The organism is Paenibacillus antarcticus (genome assembly GCF_001637225.1).
GTDB classification, from domain to species: domain Bacteria; phylum Bacillota; class Bacilli; order Paenibacillales; family Paenibacillaceae; genus Paenibacillus_AQ; species Paenibacillus_AQ antarcticus.
Map to the genome: position 1 here is coordinate 119,868 of NZ_LVJI01000048.1, position 19,101 is coordinate 138,968.

The following is a 19,101-nucleotide window of genomic DNA, read 5'->3' on the forward strand; positions in this document are numbered from 1 at the left end:
AACGCTTGAAAAGCACTGTATTCCCCCCCCTTATTGGCGAATGTTCTACCAGAGACTGTTACCCGTTCTTCTCGCCAAAAAGTTGGCAATGGTTAACAAGGTAACGCTTACTACTGCACGGAATAAACCAACAGCAACCCCGTAGTCATACCTTTGATTCTGCAAACCAGCTCGGTATACATACGTGTCTATTACATCAGATACGGGTCTTAGACTTGGGTTCTGCGCCAGGATCAATATATCCTCAAAACCAGCACTTAGCAGACTTCCCATAGCCAAAATCATAAAGATAATGATGATCGGCATAATCGTCGGAATCGTAATCAGATACATTTGTTTGAAACGACTCGCACCATCGATTTCTGAAGCTTCATATAGGCTCGGATTCACACCCGCTATCGCAGCCATAAAGATAATGGAGTTAAAACCGATGTCTTTCCACACATTCGTTGACACGAGTATCGCCCAGAAATAGTCTCTAATGGAGAGGAAGTTAATCGATTCATCGATAGCCCCAATCCCTTTGAGCAATATATTGATGCTCCCGTTCTCAGTCGAGAGCAAACTCATAACAATACTTCCTACGATGACCCATGACATGAAATACGGTAAATATGTAATCGATTGAATAACACGCTTGAACCCCCTATGACGAACCTCATTGAGCATAAGCGCCAAAATAATCGGAGCCGGAAAACCAATAAGCAATTTCAAAAGACTGATCACAATCGTATTTCTCATAATCGTCCAAAACTGCGGAGCATTAAAAAATGATTCAAAATGCTTGAACCCTACCCATGGATTCTCAAAAATGTTTGCTCCCGTAAAAATGTCATAATCCATAAACCCTGTAAGCACGCCATACATCGGGATGTATGCAAAAATAAATATAAGTACAACCCCTGGCCAGACCATTAACTGGATATCCATTTGCTTCCACAATCGCTGGAAAAAACTTTTTTCGTTCACCAATCTCCGTTCAGGTGGAATCGAAGAGTAGTGTTCTTTCGCCGTAACCTCCGACATAATCATCCCCCCTGCTAATATTTTGCAATCCCTTTCAAATCACTACAAAAAATTACTACTTATGGATTGATTGGAATTTATCATCTCCCTCTTACAAACATTCTACTGTCTTCAAATAAACGAAACGAGATAATAGAAGCACGATTTTTTGCGCTTTGACATTAACTTTTTTTCGAAAAATGATACAAATTCATGTTTTGATGATGTTAGTTTTATAATTTGTTAAAAATACAAGATTCAGAAACCCACACACATTAAAGAATTCTTTTTATAAACAAAAAACTCCCTTAGCAAGTAAGAGAGCTTCTGTTCTGTACATTAAAAGGAAGAACTGAGTACATAATAATCGCTAGACCTTAAATACTGAGAGCAATTTACATTTGTATAAAAAAAATAAATTTGCTAAAATAACTGACGAACGTTCGTTAATATCGAGGTGATTCTATTGAAAAGTAAGGAGATTAAGGAAGTCGCTTTAAAATTTTTCACCATTCATGGGTATGAGGGAGCATCACTGTCTCAAATTGCCGAGAATGTTGGTATGAGAAAACAGTCTCTTTATGCTCATTTCAAAGGGAAAGATGATCTATTTCTACAAGTTCTACAAGATGCCAAAGAGGCAGAAATCTCTTCAAAACTACAATATTTGAGTAAAGTGGATACCCATAATCCCAAAGTGGATTTATTTGGATATTTACAATTGGTCATTGACTTGTTTCAAAAGAGCGAGCAGTTAAAGTTCTGGCTGCGTATGTCTTTCTTCCCACCTCTCCATCTGGCATCAGCGATTAATGAGGAAGTCATTGATACGGAGATAAAGATTCAAACCGTTCTAGAAAGCAAATTCCAAGATTGGATCGATGCCAAAGCTATCATAAAAGATACCGCCTCCACTCCTACTCTTGCCTTCTTAGGTGTTGTTGATTCGATCATGTTAGAGCTAGCATATGGGAATAATGAACCACGTTTAAACGATAAACTAAATGCCTCATGGACCGTATTTTGGAGAGGTATTTCACAGCTATGATTTTACAAAAGAGAGGTATTACTTCATGAAGAAACCATTGAAAGAACAAAAAGCAGTCTTACTCATTCTATTAAGTAATATATTCATTGTTTTCCTAGGCGTCGGACTTATCATCCCTGTTATGCCATCCTTTATGAATATGATGCATTTATCAGGCCAATCGATAGGTTATCTTATGGCGGCCTTTGCATTCGCACAATTACTCATGTCGCCTCTGGCAGGACGATGGATCGACACGTATGGCAGAAAGAAAATGATCATCATCGGATTATTTATTTTTAGTCTATCCGAGGTGATCTTTGGTTTAAGTACACAAGTATCCGTTCTTTATTTCTCCAGAATTCTAGGAGGCATTAGTGGTGCATTTATTATGCCAGCCGTTACTGCCTATGTTGCAGATATTACTTCAATAGAGGAAAGACCAAAAGCAATGGGATATATTTCTGCGGCTATTAGTTTCGGTTTTATTATTGGTCCAGGCATTGGAGGTTTTATCGCTGAGCTGGGTGTGCGTGCACCCTTCTACTTTGCTGGTGGATTCGCTTTAATAACATGTATTTCATCCCTATTCATTTTAAAAGAGCCATTAACCAAACAGCAGCTTTTGGAAACCACACAGCTTAAAAAAGATACAAACTTTGTAAGTGATATCAAACGATCATTTCATCCACAATATTTAATTGCCTTCATTATTGTGTTTGTACTGGCCTTTGGTTTATCAGAATATGAAACTGTATTTAGTCTGTATTCTGATCATAAATTTGGTTTCACTCCGCGAGATATTGCTACAATCATTACAATAAGTTCAATATTTGGGGTTGTTGTTCAAGTCTTTATGTTTGGTAAAATGGTAAATAAACTCGGTGAAAAGAAACTCATCCAGTTATGCTTAATCACTGGCGTAGTATTAGCAGTAGCATCCACCATGATCTCTAGCTATTTAGCCATTTTGCTAGTAACTTGCTTCATCTTTCTCGCATTTGACTTGCTACGACCAGCATTAACGACCTATTTATCAAAATCGGCTGAAAAAGAACAAGGATTTATCGCTGGAATGAACTCAACCTATACAAGCTTGGGTAATATTGTCGGGCCCGCGTTAGCCGGTATATTATTTGATGTAAACATCAACTATCCATATCTCTTTGCTGCTGTCATTATGTTTATTGGTCTTCTCATTACAATGATGTGGAAAGAAAAACAATCAAATCATAGCTTGGTAAAATAATATAAGAAGGCTGTCGAGAAGTCTCGACAGCCTTCTTTATATTGTTTTTGCGACCCACGTTAAGCGATATACTTGACCGAATGGATACGTCTCCTCAGATCTAGTATTTATGAATTGTCGGCAATGCCGCTATAAGAGTTAGACGCCTAGCTTCTGCTTGTTCCACTCCTTCGTATACCATCCCGCTTGCTTGCGGAACATCGCAGCGTATTCCCCATCCTTATTCATTAATGTCTCGTGATCTCCACTCTCGACCAATCGACCCTCTTTGAGAACAATAATTCGATCCGCAAAACGACAGCTTCCAAGTCGATGGGTGATAAAAAAAGCTGTTTTACCACGTGTCAACATCATCAGATTCTCAAAAATAGCAGCTTCCGTCATCGGATCAAGTGAAGCAGTCGGTTCGTCAAGCACAATAACATCGAAATCCCGGAAAAATGCCCTGTTCAACGCAATTCGTTGCCATTGTCCGTAGGATAGCTCATGTCCTCCGTCAAATTGAATCCCAAGCACCGTGTCCCATCCTTCTGGAAGTTTGTCGATAAAAGACACTATATTCGCTTGTTCTGCGGATTGCTTAAGCCTGTCCCGATTATTCAGTTCCGCTAATTCTCCTAATCCGATATTCTCCCATACTGGGAATGGATATTGCACAAAATCTTGAAAAATGGCGCTCATCCGGCTGCGAAGACTGGCTGCTCGTATCTCGGCATAATCCATACCATCTATTGCTATGGAACCGCTGCTGGGACTGTATAAACCCAACAAACATTTGGCTAATGTGGTTTTACCAGCTCCGTTATCTCCCACAATGGCAATCGTTTCTCCCGCTTTAACAGTAAAGCTCAGTTCTTCAATGCTAGGACTAGGGGCCCCGTCATATTGAAAAGACAAATTATTCACAACAATGCCCTGTTTAATAGGAGAAGGGAAATCCGCCTTGCCTCTTTGATCACTCTTATCCGCAAGCCTGACAAAAGAAACCACTTCACTCGCATGAAGTAAGTTTTGATGAAGGTTGGAATACCCTTGCGCAAGACCTTGAATGAGCGTCTGCGTGCTGAACAATGCTTGAACCAAGGCTACATATTGTCCGATTTCAAGCCTCCCATTCGCTCCAGTATTCAAAGCAAATAACAGCATACCGCTTAGCAGCGCCAATGAAATCATTTGCATGCCTAACGAAATGCCGATCGTTTTCCGTTCCAAAGCGAGCTTCCTCTCAATATTTCTCTTGGAAATCAACTTCCACTTTCCTATCAAATAATCAGCTAATTCAAATACGCGTAGCTCCTTAGCGCCCTCCCGGCTTTTCAACAAATAGCTAAGGAAAGATGACATACGCTCATCCGGTGTTTGTTGAACGAAAAGCTTGAAAGAAGCCTTGCTCTCATACAAATAAGTCCATAGCATGGGAACAACCAGAAGAAACATCCCCACCGACAGGAGCCAATGAAATTGATATAACACAACCATGAAACCGGTCACGGTAATTATGCTTTGGATCATTGTCAACATGATAAACACGATACTGATTCCTTGCATCTGTATGCTGAAGGACGTTCGTTGCAACCGATCATAATTCAGATGGTTATCAAAATATGATAACGGGAGACGATTCACCTTGGTCGACATCATCTCGTCGAAATATAAGGTGGCTCGCTCATTAAAAAATTGCTGCGTATATTTAAAAACACTTCCCAAGAGTGCGCTTATTAGGAGCAGAACAAATTGAAGTATCACGAGGAGCCATACATCTCGAAGGCCGCTCACGCTATTTCCTTGAAACAATTGCGCAGCTTCCTCTACAAGCTTGCTTGTGAGCGAAAGCTGCGCAATCGGTATAACAGCCTGAATCAACGTGATTCCAATTAATAACACAAGGGCAACCCCAGATATTTTCCACAGAATTGGCAGCAAGAACCGGAGCGTCTGCAGCTTGCTGAATGAAGGTTCCATCAGGACTCCTTGCGGGATATATAAAGAGGATAATGTGCCAGCGTCGCACCCTCTTCGTCTGTCATTACAAAGTGAAACAATCCTTCCTCATGCACAACAAAACGCGGCTGAAACGCCATATCTATTCCTGCGGGAAGCAACTCCGTCCTTCTATTAACCAGACCTTCGCATTTTTTTTGCCACACCGTATTTTGATCCGAGTCGTATACCTTAATCCACACAACTCCCTGATTCACACCAAAAAACAACACTTTCGCCCATAAATAAAAAAGTGTAACTGAAGGAAATGTCCGTACTTGTACTTCATTGCGCACGTTTTGAATACAATGAGCCCTTGCTTCATGGTTATCAACCACTTGATCAGCTATAAGAAGTTGTCCGCTGATTGCTGCGTGCATAATTGTTCCTCCTCCAATTGGAATACCCTGATTTTTCGCTCCAGGAGCATTTCTACCTCTGTGTAGTGATGCAGTTTCTGACCGTCCCACTGATAGGCGACCGTTTCCCCGTTTAGCAGTGCAAGCCACCTGGAATTGGACCATTCGGGCGTATGGCGAACACTACGACAACTATTCCATGCACGCTGCTTTAAGAGATGGATAAACGGAGGCGCGTCCAAGAATACGACGACATTCTGAAAAGACCTATCTTTCGAAGACAATAATTCATCCAGTCTTTTGAACGATGGATGCGTGTAATGAATACCCATTAACGTCATTTGTTCCGATTCCTGCCATGACTCGTCTTGGATTGCAACTTTTACCAGACGCCGCTCCATCTTTTTCAGCCTGTACTTCATAACCAACACTTTCAACAGACCTACCGACAAAATCATCAAAGCGCCAACGATCCACAAGATCATCATCCCCTCACCTGCAGCGCGATGTATCGTTTTCGAGTCTGATAATAATCAACAAGAAACAAGCAACTACCCATCACTACGCTATGGATTATGAATTGCCGAAAGGAAGCTTGAGCGGACAAGGCGGCGGCCGGTAGTAAACATTTGCTTGCACATAGCCCGATTAGAATCGAATTACGACTCAAAGGATAACGATTAAGAATTCCGATTGAGCCGAAACAAGAGCATGTGCTCCCCAAATCGTTATCCAATCGGCGCTTTCTGACAACAAAAAAGCTAAAAGCAAGTAACAATGCAATAGCGCCCAGTTCTTTATAATACAAGGCCTGTCCAGATGCAAAGGAAATAAAAAGACAAAACTCAAATAGAAGTAACCCGATAGAAGCTATACGAATAAGAGACAAAGGAAGGACACGATAGGACTGTACGGAAAGCTCTAAATCGCGAAAGTTATTTTTTTTAAAGTAAAATGCCACCACAAACAGACCACCCATAACGTAATCCAGTAGAAAAATCATAATTGAAAGCAAACTAATCGCCTCCTTTTCGTACCGCGCTCTGATCATAAAGATGTCCAATATCCAAGATTGTAAACTGTTTCATGACACGGCCATGTTCTAGCATAATCGCCGCCGGTGTCGCTTCCAGTTCAAAGCGCGCTTTATATGCCCTCTCCTGCATCGTCAAAACAGGGAAGGAATAGTCGTAATACCGCACAAGCTCTTCGTTATCCTCATTTGATCCACTACTGACAACAAGCAGCAAGCCTTCATGTCTAGCGCCAAACTCGGCAAGATCAGACAGCAAATCTATGCAGCTGGTGCAGGTCAAAGAGATAAAAAGAATCGTTGCCATAGCAGCGTCGGCAAGCCTATCATCCAGCTCAAGACCACGAAAAAGCTGACCTTGTACCAAATGAGATTCCATCAGCAGCTCTTCATCAAGTGGCGGCACAAAAGAAGTTTCTTCTCTCTCCAGTGTCTCATGCTTAAATAAATCTCGAAAGCTAAGTTTGCTCATTATGATTCCTCCTTCGAATCCAAAAACCTTTTGAAAGGGGATACGAGTTTTTCCAAATATTCGAGACTGCCCGCATGTTCTATCGTAATAATTTGCCCCTCTGCATTTAATCCGTATCCCCACGGATAACCTCGTGTTTTTAGTTCTCCGAACAGCAAATCATCAGAGGCATGATAAATTTGGGCGGAATGATGGAAAATATGTTTGGCTTTCTCGAATGTACTCTCTTCCGTATCTATGAACAGTAGGAAATTGATTCCGGGGTATTGTTGAATAAATATATTAATTGCTTCCATTGCCGGAAGACAAGGCGCGCAGGAAGTGCTAATAGTCGCCAGTAAAAGGTAATCGGTAATACAATCATACAATTCCATATCGTCATTGTTCGGAATTCTAATATTGGGCATATAATCCCCGATCTGCAAACCCTCTTCAACTTGCAGAAATGACGGCATTACTTTTTCAATCTGATTCATTGCGAATATTCTCCCTTCATCACGTGTCTGTATATATAGAAAGAGAATCTCTCACTAAACTGAGAGATTCTCCACTAATGAGTTCTACCAGCAATCACATGCTCCAGTAACACTGCAATTTTCAGATGGACAAAACATTACTCTTCTTCTGGTATGAGTGCTGATATTACTAGGGCATTTTTCATTACAATACGTAACCCATTGCCCTGCTGTACAACGATTAGGACAAGCCATTATTATTCACCTCCTTTCAATATTTCCTATTACGCGTGGGCTAATCTATTTCGTTACCACAAGTCTACTAAACTCTCATTTACTTCTTTAGTGAAATATATATGATGTACATCGCTTTGTAAACGCTTTCAACAAATAAAGTTAAATTATTACATTTTATGGTTATTATTTTCCATCTATTCAACAATTTACGATAATTTCCATATAAAACAATATATAGGTATGATATTAAGTGGAATTCATGCTAGAGCACTTCTTTGATAGTGAAACGCACAGAAATGTTAATTCCTCTCTGTCCCCAGTTCGTTCCCGTTCAATAATAGTTCGATCCAATTTCATTTTGATAAATATACGTCTTTCCTGTTATACTGGATGAAAATACTACATAGTATTTTCCGTTATGATACCTGAGAGTGCTAGCCTAGGAGCCTTTTCCATACTCATTTTCATTGTTACTCAATCTGTGGTTATCGCCTTCGTCCAGAATATCATATACATAATTAACAATATTCCAGTTTACTAGGTCATAAGATTTCATAATCGGAACGCCAGGGTTCATGTGCATAGTCGTGCTGGTCTTATAATAGGCATCACCAACACGAATGACATCAGGATCCGGCACATCAGCCCAAACAATGGGGTTATTGGTAGCTCCCTTTTCTTTAGGGGCTTCTTCTGCATAAATGATTCCTACCGGCACCAAATTCAGCAATAATACAATAGTTATAAGAAAAGAACATAGTTTTTTTTCATTAGCTGATTCTCCTTTAATTTAATATAAGCAGGAAGTAAAGCGCTTTCTAATGTGTTGTAAAAAAAAGTAAACGTTTAAGCTCATTTTATCCGCTTGCACTCCCCTCTGGTTACCTTTGGTCAAATTCGAATTCATTATATCTTGGCCCTGCGAATATTACGATGTAATATCTTTTTTAAAAAGTGAGATTTTTTAGTTATCAATACAGGAAGACCTTGTATATTGATATTGATTTTTGTCCGCATATATATTATCCAGGCGATTTGGACACCAAAGTTTGTCTGTCCTCCTCTGGCTTGAATCTCATTTTGTAATTTCTTTAATCTTTCTCCACGACATTCGGTAAGTGTTTTTAAAAAAATCGTTCTATCAAGCCTCTGCGCATAGGTAGTGCATCCGATCCAAAATTAGTAAAAAAAATAACATCCCAGACTGCCCAAGTCAACCAATAAATATGGCTCCGCCCCCTGATGACAAAGGGCGAAGCCATTAGATTAAATGTTACACTTATTGAAGTATCTTCGTGGCAACAAACGCAAGATCCACAACATCGATTTTATTGTCACCATTCATATCTGCAATTTTGCAGGTTGCCCAGTCTCCGCTAGTAGAATCCTTACCGTAATAGTAAGCGACCATTGCGAGGTCACCAACATTGATGCTTCCGTCCATATTCAGGTCGGCTGACACTTCTTTAACTACAGCCGCCCTAAAGGCAGCATTTGCGCTGACAAGTGCTGTTAGAGCATTTTCAACCTCTGACTGTGTCGCTCTTTCATTTTCTTTGACTGCTTTTGCTTCATTGATCGCAACGCGGAATGCATCTTTGGCTAACTGCGGATATTGTCCCGGCAGTGTGCCGACTACCGCTGCATCATAGAGGCTCTCAGCATTCGTAATGGCTGTAATCAAAGCTGTCTTATTTACGACCACTACAATTTTGCCTACTGAAATGTTCACACTGTCAAGCTCCGCCTCGATTACGCTGCCCTCAGGAGCTACGCCAAGACTTGCTTGGGTAATTGCAATCGTTCCGGATGTATTCTGTACACCCGTCTTTGCCTTGAAGGTTAGATCCAGAAGCGTTGTGCTGGCTCCAGTGACCCCTCCGATATTGGCAACTATTAATCTAACTTCTCCTGCAGTTGCTTTATCCTCTGTTACGATCTGAATGTCGCTTGATGCACCTGCCACACTCACATAGTCAAATATGTTGGAGTCATAGGTCAAAGTGATGTCCTCCGCATAGACACTTTGTTTCAAATTATCCAGGCTAAGTGCCACAATAAAGCTGCTCTCAGAATTTACACTGCTTCCGGCCGAAAGGCCCACGGCGGGCAATCGAGGTACAACGGATGGAGTTACCATTACATTGCTCACCGCTGTTTTATTACCATCTGCCGTTGTTACAGTAATAACTGCCTCTCCTGATGCAATTCCATTAACAGTTACACTGGTTGTACCTGTTGCAGAATCATAAGTATCGCCACTTACTGTTGCAACACCCGTATCACTTGATGAGAAGGTTACTGCCCTATTTGTTGCTTTTGCAGGATTTATCGTTGCAGTAAGTATTTCGTTTGAACCTGCAGTTAAGCTTAAAGTACTCTTGTCAAGCGTTACCCCTGTAACTGCAACCCTATTAGAAGGCCAGACAGGATCAGTAGTGGCATTGCTTGTGGTTAATAGAATTCGGTCTATAGCAAGACCATCTTCTCTTCCCCAGAAGTTCAATTCATGTTCACCAGCTGCAACATTCAATGTAGCGCCGCCAAACATACCGCCACTGCTACTGCTTATATTAGCCCATTTAAATTGGCCGAGGCTTACCCCTTCAATGCCGTTAGTCGTGAATTTATACTGATTATCCAATCCAACATGGACCGAGTCCGAATCGTAACCTGTAGTCTTGACAAGAATCCAAACATTGTAGGTGCCTCCAGTCGGAAAATTAATCTTATAACCAAGTTTGGAATTGGCAGCGAGTGAAGCTGCATCTGTACCTGATGCAGCTAAGCCAGTATTAGGCCCGAACAGCATCGCTTTCGTGGACAGTCCATCCACTAGGGACCAAGTATGGTTGCTTATCATACCAGAGACATATGCTTCGTCTGAATTTTCTGCTGCTGTTTCTGCCTCTATTGCAATGATCTCAGGCTTAGTGAAATTGATCGTATAAACGGCAGTTTGCAAGCCTTCCCTACTTACGGTTACCGTGGCCTTTCCTGGTATCGCTGTCGCTTGTGTTAGCGTAACAGTGGCGCTAGGATCGTTGGGAGCTGCGCTAACTTGCGGCGGAGCTGAACCTGCCGGAACATCTATGGAGTAGGTGTAAGTACTTGGACTGAACTCATTCACTTGTACACCGTCCACCTGGAGAGACTTCAAATTCGTATCAAAGTTTGATCCAACCAGATTGTCATCGACTTGGAAATAATCGAAGTCAACGTAACCCCCAGTTGTTTTAGTCGAATAATTAAATAAGGCAAAACGGTAACCCATAAAATGAGGCAGTGTATACGACATTTGGAGTTTGTTTCCTAAAGATGCCCACTTTTTACCGTCAAGACTGTAATAGAAGCTTGCTTTATCCGTCCGATTTTTAAAATCCAATTCTGTTCTTAAATAAACCGTATTCTGTGTAAGCGGAACACTAGCTACTTCCACACCTACCCCAGAACTCCCATTCACCATGACAACAGATTTTGAAGAACCGGACATTTTGACCCCAACAAACCCGTAATTCTGTTGAAATGCAGAAATTCCTGCATAGTCCCCATCTTTCATATGGCTTACATCGATAGCAATTGTACCGGAACTTTCCGGACCAAAGGTTCTTTGTGTAAGCGTATTTCTGGCATCAAGTATGCTGGTGCTCGTTGTTCCGGTTGTAAGTCTTAGATACCCCCGTCGCTGCGCAAGAGACCAGAATCTGTTGTCTGGATTATGGTTCCATTGCCATACTAATGAAAGATTGGATCCATTGTAGTCATTTTCTCCACCGGCAATTTCCGTATGATAAGCGCCGATTTTTTCCGTTCTCTGATCGAAGTTATCTGATGAAACCCAGGATTTTGAAAGTTTTGCAGGGATCCCAGTGTCATTGACATTCCCGAACACAGGCCATCCATCCTGACTCCATGTCATTGGCACAATATACGGGATACGCCCTACTGAGCCGTAATCCTGGAAGAGCATTCCGTACCATTTTCCATCTGTCGCTTGAACGATGCCCCCTTGTGCTATACCGGCACTGTTTGAAGTGCTGCCCGATCTTAATGCTATTTTCCCTTCATAAGTGCCGTCTATCGTATCAGCCCTGTGTACCAGTTCAGTACGTATACTTCCGTTTGGCCATGAAATATTGAAAATATAATACTTTCCGTTAATTTTATGAATGTGCGTACCTTCAGCTCCAAGACCTCCTGATCCTCCGGGGGCGCTTGCATTTTGAATGATCGTTTTATTCATACCGCCTGCTTTAATCGCTGTGGCATCTGAAGTAAGCTCAATAACCTTTATGGATCCACTGCCATAAACTAAATATACGCGTCCATCATCATCAAACAGCAATGACATGTCATGATAAACGCCGCCAGCAAGCTCGTACTTTTCCCATGAGCCATTTTCGATGTCATTGGTTTGAAAGATATACGTTTTACCCGTATCATTGGAAGCAAATACGACATAATACTTGCCATTATGGTATCTAAGACTGCTTGCCCATGAGCCTTTCCCGTATATGTTTTTCCCATTTGAGAGAGTTTGTTTATCCGTAGCCTCGAGGATATCATATACATAATTGACGATTTCCCAATTTACAAGATCCTTAGACTTCATAATTGGAACTCCAGGGTTCATGTGCATCGTTGTGCTGGTCATATAGTAGGTATCGTTTACCCTGATCACATCAACATCCGGTACATCCGCCCATATAATCGGGTTCTTAGCGTTGCTTAATTCTGGTGTATATACTTCAGCATAAAAGGTTGTCACACTTTTCCCCTTCAGAGTAGCTTGAAATAAGCTTCCATTTACAGTGGTATCACCTAAATTGGCAATATCCTCATTTGACGAAGTTCTATAAGTCTTATATGAGCTTATTGCTTTACCATCTATATCGAAAGCCAGTGCAGTGTCATTGTCGCTTTCATTGATAGCTGTAATAACCAACTTTCCGTTGGAAGGGTCTTTGTATGCGGTTGTATAGATGCCTGTTGCCGGACTTACATCCGAATGAATTCTTTTATATCCCGGTCTGACAAATCTGCTGTATTGTCCAAGAGTGAACAATCTTTTATTCAAATCGTAGCTTTTGACAGCACCGTTGTCATCGGTATGAAAAGTAATTAGTGCGCCTTTATCTCCAACAGTGTTGACACTGTCTTTGGTGCTATTCCAAAGCCACCAATAGTTAAACGCATTTACTTCAGCAATCGTCAAATCCTTATGGATCATTTTCGCCCAATAGATACCATCATTAATGCTCGGATCATTGGGTTCGCCTGTCGAAGCTTCTGTCACCCATAGCTTTTTATTATATAGTTTCGATTGAGTCAGCCATTTTGCTCCGAGATCTGGATCTTGTTGATTAACGGCATACTGATGCACACCAACAATATCGACTCGATCCCTGCTATCGGCATCATTCAAGGTTGGAAGAGCGAGATCTTCACTAAAATTCAACCCTTCTGGCATAATCAACTGAGCAGTTACGCCTTTTTGTGCAAAGGTAGGTTTAAGATAATCCTTTACAAAATGATGAAAATCAGCGGCTGTCCAACTGCTAGATTCATATTCCGGCGCCCAGTTTGGTTCATTCTGGATCGAAAGGGCCGATATATCAATTCCCTTATTCGTCTTAAAACCATTTACATAGTCCGCTAAGAAATCAGCATAGGCTTGATATTTGTCCGCTCTAAGCGTTCCTCCGATTTCACCGTTTATTCCTCGATTACCGGTCTTCATAAATGGTGGCGGTGTCCATGGTGTTGTGAAAAATTTGGTGACATTATAATCCGCTTTTATTTTATTAAAAAGCCATGATGTACCGTTAATGTCCCAATTGTTCCAATTCCAGTCGCCAGATTCTGATAATAAGTCATAGGGAAGCCGATTTCTAACCATACTCAGCCCTACACCATTCGATGTGCTAAAAAGCGCATCTAATATTTCTTTCTGTGTTTGGTTCGGGAGATTTTGAACAATCCCCGTTGACCAAGCGTTTGATGCACCAAAACCGTCAATTTCCTGCTTTTCATTATTATAATCAATATGAACGGTAGGTACGGATGCAGCATGGGAAGTCTGATTAAAACTAATCATGGAAGTTACCATAAGACTAAGACAAAGAAAAATATTCAAAACAGCTTTTGATCTTGTCATTTCATTTGGCATTAATGCTATTCTCCTTTTCTTTCACCGTATAATATCACCCAATTACTAGCTCGCCCTACCCGGTCATGATGACTCTCGGGATAGGGCAGAATTAGAATTGTATTTCACTTAATTATTAAGCATGAGCAGTAGGATCTTATTCGAGTATCCTGATTGCAATGTAAGCAAGATCCACAATATCAATCATATTATCGCCATTCATATCCGCAATCTTATATGTTGCCCACTCTGCGCTAGTGGAATCTTTAGCGAAGTAGTAAGCGACTATCGCAAGGTCATCTAATTTGATGACTCCATCCTTATTGATGTCGGCAGACACTTCTTTGATGACCGCTGCACTAAACGTGTTGCAACACCCGTATCATTTGTGGAGAAGGTTACTGCCTTGTTTGTTGCATTTGCAGGGTTAATCGTTGCAGTAAGTATTTCGTTTGCACCTGCAGTTAAGCTGAATGTAGGCTTGTCAAGTGTTACTCCTGTAACTGCAACACTGTTTAAAGGCCACACGGGATCAGTTGTATCACTACTTGTGGTTAATAGAATTCGGTCTATAGCAAGACCATCTTCTCTGCCCCAGAAGTTCAATTCATGTAATTATTCCAATATTTTGGTGGCGACGATCGCAAGGTCCATAATGTCGATCTTCTGATCGCCGTTCAGATCGGTGATCTTGGCTTTCGCCCAATCAGGACTGGTGGAGTCCTTACCGTAATGGTAAGCGACGATCGCAAGGTCACCTACACTGATGATTCCGTCGTTGTTCAGATCCGCGGATACTTCCTTAATTACTGCGGCCTTGAAGGTATCAACCGCACGGAGCAGATCGGTTACGGCTCCATCAACTTGAGACTGTGTCGCACTCGAGTTGTACTCAACCGCTTTGGCCGCGTTAATCGCAATACCGAAGGCATTTTTGGCCGATTGCGGATATTGGCCAGGCAGAGTACCTACGACTGCGATGTCATACAAGTTCTGCGCATTCGTAATCGTTGCGTTCAGCGCAGTCTTGTCAATGCCCGCTTCGGCGCTTCCTACAGAAATGACCTTACGATCCGTGGCCGCCTGGATCACGGCTCCCTCGGACGTTCCCAATTCTGCCCGGGTCACGGCTATCGTTCCGCTCGTGTTCTGGACACCGGATTTCACCTTGAAGGTCAGATCCAGAACCGGCGTACTCACTCCCGAAACACCTCCGATACTGGCAGTAATCAGTCGAAGTTCCCCGGTAGTGTCCTTATCCTCTTTCACAACTTGGATGTTGTTGTTCGCACCTGCCGCAATCATATAGTCAAATACTTTGGCATCATAGGTTAGAGTGATGTCCTGGGCATAAACACTCTGGGTAACGCTGTTCAGATTAACAGCCACTTTAAAGCTGCTGCCAGCTTTCACACTGCTGTCTACTGAAAGTGTAGCGGATACTACTTCTTGTGCTTGCTTATTGATGCTAACGGTATAAGCTTGTTCTGTTACTCCATCTTCAGCTACCGCTCTAACGTTCAAAGTAGTCATATCGGTTTGTAAAGATACTTTTCTTTTCGCAGTATCGTCAATTAATACATCATTAACATATACCAAAGAATTCGCATTTACAGGAGTGAATTTGACTAATGACTCTGTAGAATTTTTGGGAACAGAAATGGAATAGTGATTATCCGTCAATGCCCCTGGCGTTCCATCAGCTGTGATACTATGAAGGTTCGTGCTATTGTTATAATCTTTCAAAATGGAAACCGTTCCGAATAATCTGCCGACGTAGCTCGAGCCTCTATTGGCAAACTTTACGGTTACTTTTGTTTTTCCTACTAACAAATTTGCCGGGATTTGATATCTTACATCATAAAATTGATCAGGGGCTTTAGCTTCTATGGTTTCTTCCTTAATTAAACTACCGTCCACATAAACGTTAAAGGTTCTTCCTTTATCACCGCTATAGTATCTGGTAGATATATAATTAGTTACTGAAGGATCGACTGCCATATCATAACTAAGCCAGGCGGCTCCTGATGACCCGCTCCAAGCTTGCCGGTACTGTTCCCCTCCGAAGGAACCTCCCCCTGTATTTCCTTGCAGATTATGTGCCAATTCGTGCTGATCATTCGTAATTTGTACTTCATCGATCTTGGCGATTGCCTTTTTAGCAGCCGTCTTTTTATTCAAAATATTTTTCTGGAAAGTCGGTGAATCCAATGCGGATAAATAGAAGTAAATCCCGTATCTTTCCTTGTATAAAGTATAATAGGGCGTAAATTTCAAATGGTTATCTTCATCTGTATTCCGCAAGGTAAATTCCAGTTTCCCTTCCGTCTTAACCAAATTGTTTTTAATTTCACGGACCCAATCATTAACATTACCATCCTTAATAAGGATGTAATCCTTGAAGGAAACACCCGAAGGCATATTTGCTTTCTGTGAAGCAAGATGTGGAATGGCGACCATTTTCTCTGTTCCAAGGCCTGCACTTAAAACAAGAGGACCATAAGTAAATGCTGCCGCTTCAGGATTATCTTGAAGAGTTGCTACTTGGACTTCAAGAGGGAACGTCAGTTCAACAATATCCCCTTTCTTCCATACTCGATGGATATCAATATACCCTTCAGATACTTCCCCATTAAATGTTTCTCCGTTTATCGCTACAGCTACCTTTTTACCTGTTGCAACCCACTCAGGAGATCTGAATTTAATCGTAATGTCCTCGGAAGGTGCAGCATTAATTGTAAACGTTGCCTTGTCGCTTTGTGGGATATCTGTTTGTTGTGTCAATTGAAGGCCCTTTTCGGTCCAGTTCAATTTCGAACTCAAGTACATGTTGACATAAAGATCTTGATCGGAGTGAAAATAGATACTGTCATCCAGTTTCGTGAAATTCTCCATACCGCTTCCCGTATCGCACCAGAAACTATCGAACTCGGTAGAGAATACTTTGAAATAACCTGTACCCATAGGCTTAAAGTACGTACTCATGCCGGTCTCCGGATTAATGGAGGACATAATCTCATTTTGTAATGTTTTCTCATAATAATTTGCATATTTTATATCTCCGGTAAGCCTGAACAACTCTCTAGTAAGCTTTAACATGTTGTACGCGTTACAAGTTTCATCATTAATGTTATTCCTATAATTATCTAACTGCCCAGGTTCTCTAAAATGCTCATTTTCGCTATTTCCACCTGTTACATAGATATGGTCATTGACCACCATCTCCCAAAAATTCTCCGCTGCTTCTAGGTAGAACGATTCTGCCTCACCTAATGTGCGATATCGATTCAGTGCGCCAATAAACTTAGGAATTTGTGTATTAGCGTGCTTATTCGCTAATACGTCTTGCCCATTAGCAATTGACGTAAACAGGGAGTCTTCATCAAACATATGGGCCGCAGTTAAATGATCCTGATTATTGGAGAATTTATATAATTCATACAATGCGTCGTTTATACCGCCATATTCAATATTCAATACTCTTGTGTGCGTTGAATCGTTCCATGTTTGAGTTCTTTGATATGTCCAATTCCCCAATTTACTTGCAATCTCCAAGGCGTCTCCATTTCCTTCATATTTATAGACATCCACAAGCCCGGTTATTATTTTATGCATGGTGTACCATGGTACCCAACTTTGTCCCTCGACCTTTCCTTCAATAACATCAAAATGCGTTTCCGGTGTAGCAAAAGCATACCCGTTACTGCTTGCATTTTGACATGCTTTCAGTTCACTAATCACGTAATCAATTCTGCTCTTGATTTGTGCATTCTGTGTCGGATTCTCTTTCGTTTGTTTGTAGGCCTGTGATAGCGCTGTCATATAATGTCCCAGGCTATGCCCTCTAAGATAACTCCAGTTCCCTTCCCAACCGTTGTATAGCTCTGCTTTCTTAGGTAAACCTGCTACCGTTCTAAATCCCGACAAAAGACGGTCCGGATCAAGCTTTAATAAATATTCAACATCTTTATTAAATGCATTCACATAATACGGGTCGGTAACATCTACCTGCTCCATGTCAAAATTTTTGATTTTTGCTGAATCGCCTAAATATACACTTGTTTTCACAACAATAGAAAACGTTTTTGTTAAGGTTACTGAACCATACGTTACAGTGGCTTGTATAGTAACCGGAGTAACTACCCCTGGATCTGTAAGCACTCCTGTATTTGATATAACATCCGTATTCGAAGATCTCCACGAGATTTTGCTACCATTTATGCCCTTTGTTGGAAGATCAAGATTCCCCCTCGTTGTCTCCGGCAGAACGATTGCATCTAAGTCTTGCTGTGCAATCCTCTTTTCATCTATTACGCCGCCTTCTGCTTTATAAACGTCTCGGATCACTCCTTCTGTCGCAGCTACACTATAAATCTTGAATTCATCCACATTCAGTTTTGCATAGCCTCCCCCATATAATGGCGAGTTGAATCCCAAATACTTGTGATCCGTATTATTTGCTGCAATGCTGCCGCCTTGTTTATTATAAATAACCTTTTGAGCTAGACCGTTACGATAAATCCCCACATTTTTTGTTGCATTATCATAGGTGAGCGCAATATGCGTCCACTCTCCAACGGGAAAGAAGGTGCTTCGATTCCCGGTAACATACGATTCCTGTACGCTTGTTCCACTTGAAAGCTTCAACGGAACTGTATCACTCAGGATGCTTAAATACCATCCTTCTCCCATCCAGTTTCCACTTGGCTTGTTCCACATAATGATGTGTTCGCCTGTTAACGTAGAGTCAGGTTTCACCCAGAAAGAAACAGTTAGATTTTGTGGCTGTAATGCCGATGACGTACCTAAATCAATATAATTATTGGTTCCGTTTAGTTGTAAAGCCTTACCAACCTTACCATCAACATAATTTGCCGTCCCATTTAATATCCCTCGAATCCCGTTACTAGAGGAATCTTCAATATTATTTTCAAACTTGAATTCCAGCTGTTTTGAATCATCTAACCCTGCTGCATATGCCGGAATCGTGGAACCTAAAAAACCGGACATCAGATTCGCCACCAATGTTATAGATAAGATATTAGTTACCGTTTTTCTCCGCGACTCATTTTTACCTTTTAGACGTTTCATTGATTGACATCTCTCCTTGTATTTTATATGAGGATTGATCGAATC

Annotated in this window: 14 protein-coding genes; 2 read left to right on the forward strand and 12 right to left on the reverse strand. The window is 41.3% G+C overall.

From position 1 onward, the window contains the following. Positions 1-45: 45 nt before the first annotated feature. On the reverse strand, positions 46-1,026 hold the full coding sequence (locus PBAT_RS21520) for an ABC transporter permease (protein ID WP_068652741.1): 981 nt from the start codon (positions 1,024-1,026) through the stop codon (positions 46-48). 436 nt (positions 1,027-1,462) lie between these two features. Here PBAT_RS21520 and PBAT_RS21525 point away from each other — a divergent pair, with 436 nt between their 5' ends. Together PBAT_RS21525 and PBAT_RS21530 are read left to right on the forward strand one after the other, a co-directional pair. Next, positions 1,463-2,053, forward strand: coding sequence for a TetR/AcrR family transcriptional regulator (locus PBAT_RS21525; protein WP_276326603.1), 591 nt, complete (start codon positions 1,463-1,465; stop codon positions 2,051-2,053). 25 nt (positions 2,054-2,078) lie between these two features. Continuing rightward, positions 2,079-3,281 (forward strand): MFS transporter, encoded by a 1,203-nt coding sequence (locus PBAT_RS21530; protein ID WP_068652743.1) that lies wholly within the window; start codon positions 2,079-2,081, stop codon positions 3,279-3,281. Between the two features lie 138 nt (positions 3,282-3,419). On the opposite strand, the gene PBAT_RS21535 is transcribed toward PBAT_RS21530, so the two are convergent. The 11 genes from PBAT_RS21535 to PBAT_RS25835 all read right to left on the reverse strand — a co-directional run bounded on the left by PBAT_RS21535 (position 3,420) and on the right by PBAT_RS25835 (position 19,056). Beyond that, the gene (locus PBAT_RS21535) at positions 3,420-5,243 is read right to left on the reverse strand and encodes an ABC transporter ATP-binding protein (protein WP_068652744.1); all 1,824 of its coding nucleotides are present in this window, start codon (positions 5,241-5,243) and stop codon (positions 3,420-3,422) included. Next, complete coding sequence (locus tag PBAT_RS21540) at positions 5,243-5,641, reverse strand: hypothetical protein (RefSeq protein ID WP_068652745.1); 399 nt, start codon at positions 5,639-5,641, stop codon at positions 5,243-5,245. Before PBAT_RS21540 ends, PBAT_RS21535 begins: the two co-directional genes overlap by 1 nt. Next, complete coding sequence (locus PBAT_RS21545; protein ID WP_068652746.1) at positions 5,608-6,105, reverse strand: hypothetical protein; 498 nt, start codon at positions 6,103-6,105, stop codon at positions 5,608-5,610. The genes PBAT_RS21540 and PBAT_RS21545 overlap by 34 nt, the downstream gene beginning before the upstream one ends. Next, complete coding sequence (locus PBAT_RS21550; RefSeq protein ID WP_068652747.1) at positions 6,105-6,635, reverse strand: MauE/DoxX family redox-associated membrane protein; 531 nt, start codon at positions 6,633-6,635, stop codon at positions 6,105-6,107. The genes PBAT_RS21545 and PBAT_RS21550 overlap by 1 nt, the downstream gene beginning before the upstream one ends. Before the next feature lies 1 nt (position 6,636). Further along, positions 6,637-7,125 (reverse strand): hypothetical protein, encoded by a 489-nt coding sequence (locus PBAT_RS21555; RefSeq protein ID WP_068652748.1) that lies wholly within the window; start codon positions 7,123-7,125, stop codon positions 6,637-6,639. Continuing rightward, on the reverse strand, positions 7,125-7,601 hold the full coding sequence (locus tag PBAT_RS21560) for a thioredoxin domain-containing protein (RefSeq protein ID WP_068652749.1): 477 nt from the start codon (positions 7,599-7,601) through the stop codon (positions 7,125-7,127). The genes PBAT_RS21555 and PBAT_RS21560 overlap by 1 nt, the downstream gene beginning before the upstream one ends. A 655-nt stretch (positions 7,602-8,256) precedes the next feature. Then, the gene (locus PBAT_RS21565; RefSeq protein WP_248912452.1) at positions 8,257-8,547 is read right to left on the reverse strand and encodes a family 43 glycosylhydrolase; all 291 of its coding nucleotides are present in this window, start codon (positions 8,545-8,547) and stop codon (positions 8,257-8,259) included. A gap of 549 nt (positions 8,548-9,096) precedes the next feature. Beyond that, positions 9,097-13,986 (reverse strand): family 43 glycosylhydrolase, encoded by a 4,890-nt coding sequence (locus tag PBAT_RS21570; protein ID WP_068652751.1) that lies wholly within the window; start codon positions 13,984-13,986, stop codon positions 9,097-9,099. Positions 13,987-14,122: 136 nt separating this feature from the next. Beyond that, on the reverse strand, positions 14,123-14,305 hold the full coding sequence (locus PBAT_RS26445; protein WP_068652752.1) for a dockerin type I domain-containing protein: 183 nt from the start codon (positions 14,303-14,305) through the stop codon (positions 14,123-14,125). Further along, positions 14,266-14,571 (reverse strand): Ig-like domain-containing protein, encoded by a 306-nt coding sequence (locus PBAT_RS24980; RefSeq protein WP_084403301.1) that lies wholly within the window; start codon positions 14,569-14,571, stop codon positions 14,266-14,268. The genes PBAT_RS26445 and PBAT_RS24980 overlap by 40 nt, the downstream gene beginning before the upstream one ends. Before the next feature lie 9 nt (positions 14,572-14,580). Next, the gene (locus PBAT_RS25835; RefSeq protein ID WP_068652753.1) at positions 14,581-19,056 is read right to left on the reverse strand and encodes a beta-L-arabinofuranosidase domain-containing protein; all 4,476 of its coding nucleotides are present in this window, start codon (positions 19,054-19,056) and stop codon (positions 14,581-14,583) included. Between the last annotated feature and the right edge of the window lie 45 nt (positions 19,057-19,101).

Bases quoted from the DNA above. Each gene is read 5' to 3' on its own strand.
- PBAT_RS21520 (WP_068652741.1), bottom strand. From the start codon at position 1,026: ATGTCGGAGGTTACGGCGAAAGAACACTACTCTTCGATTCCACCTGAA.
- PBAT_RS21530 (WP_068652743.1), top strand. From the start codon at position 2,079: ATGAAGAAACCATTGAAAGAACAAAAAGCAGTCTTACTCATTCTATTA.
- PBAT_RS21535 (WP_068652744.1), bottom strand. From the start codon at position 5,243: ATGGAACCTTCATTCAGCAAGCTGCAGACGCTCCGGTTCTTGCTGCCA.
- PBAT_RS21540 (WP_068652745.1), bottom strand. From the start codon at position 5,641: ATGCACGCAGCAATCAGCGGACAACTTCTTATAGCTGATCAAGTGGTT.
- PBAT_RS21545 (WP_068652746.1), bottom strand. From the start codon at position 6,105: ATGATCTTGTGGATCGTTGGCGCTTTGATGATTTTGTCGGTAGGTCTG.
- PBAT_RS21555 (WP_068652748.1), bottom strand. From the start codon at position 7,125: ATGAGCAAACTTAGCTTTCGAGATTTATTTAAGCATGAGACACTGGAG.
- PBAT_RS21560 (WP_068652749.1), bottom strand. From the start codon at position 7,601: ATGAATCAGATTGAAAAAGTAATGCCGTCATTTCTGCAAGTTGAAGAG.
- PBAT_RS21570 (WP_068652751.1), bottom strand. From the start codon at position 13,986: ATGCCAAATGAAATGACAAGATCAAAAGCTGTTTTGAATATTTTTCTT.
- PBAT_RS25835 (WP_068652753.1), bottom strand. From the start codon at position 19,056: ATGAAACGTCTAAAAGGTAAAAATGAGTCGCGGAGAAAAACGGTAACT.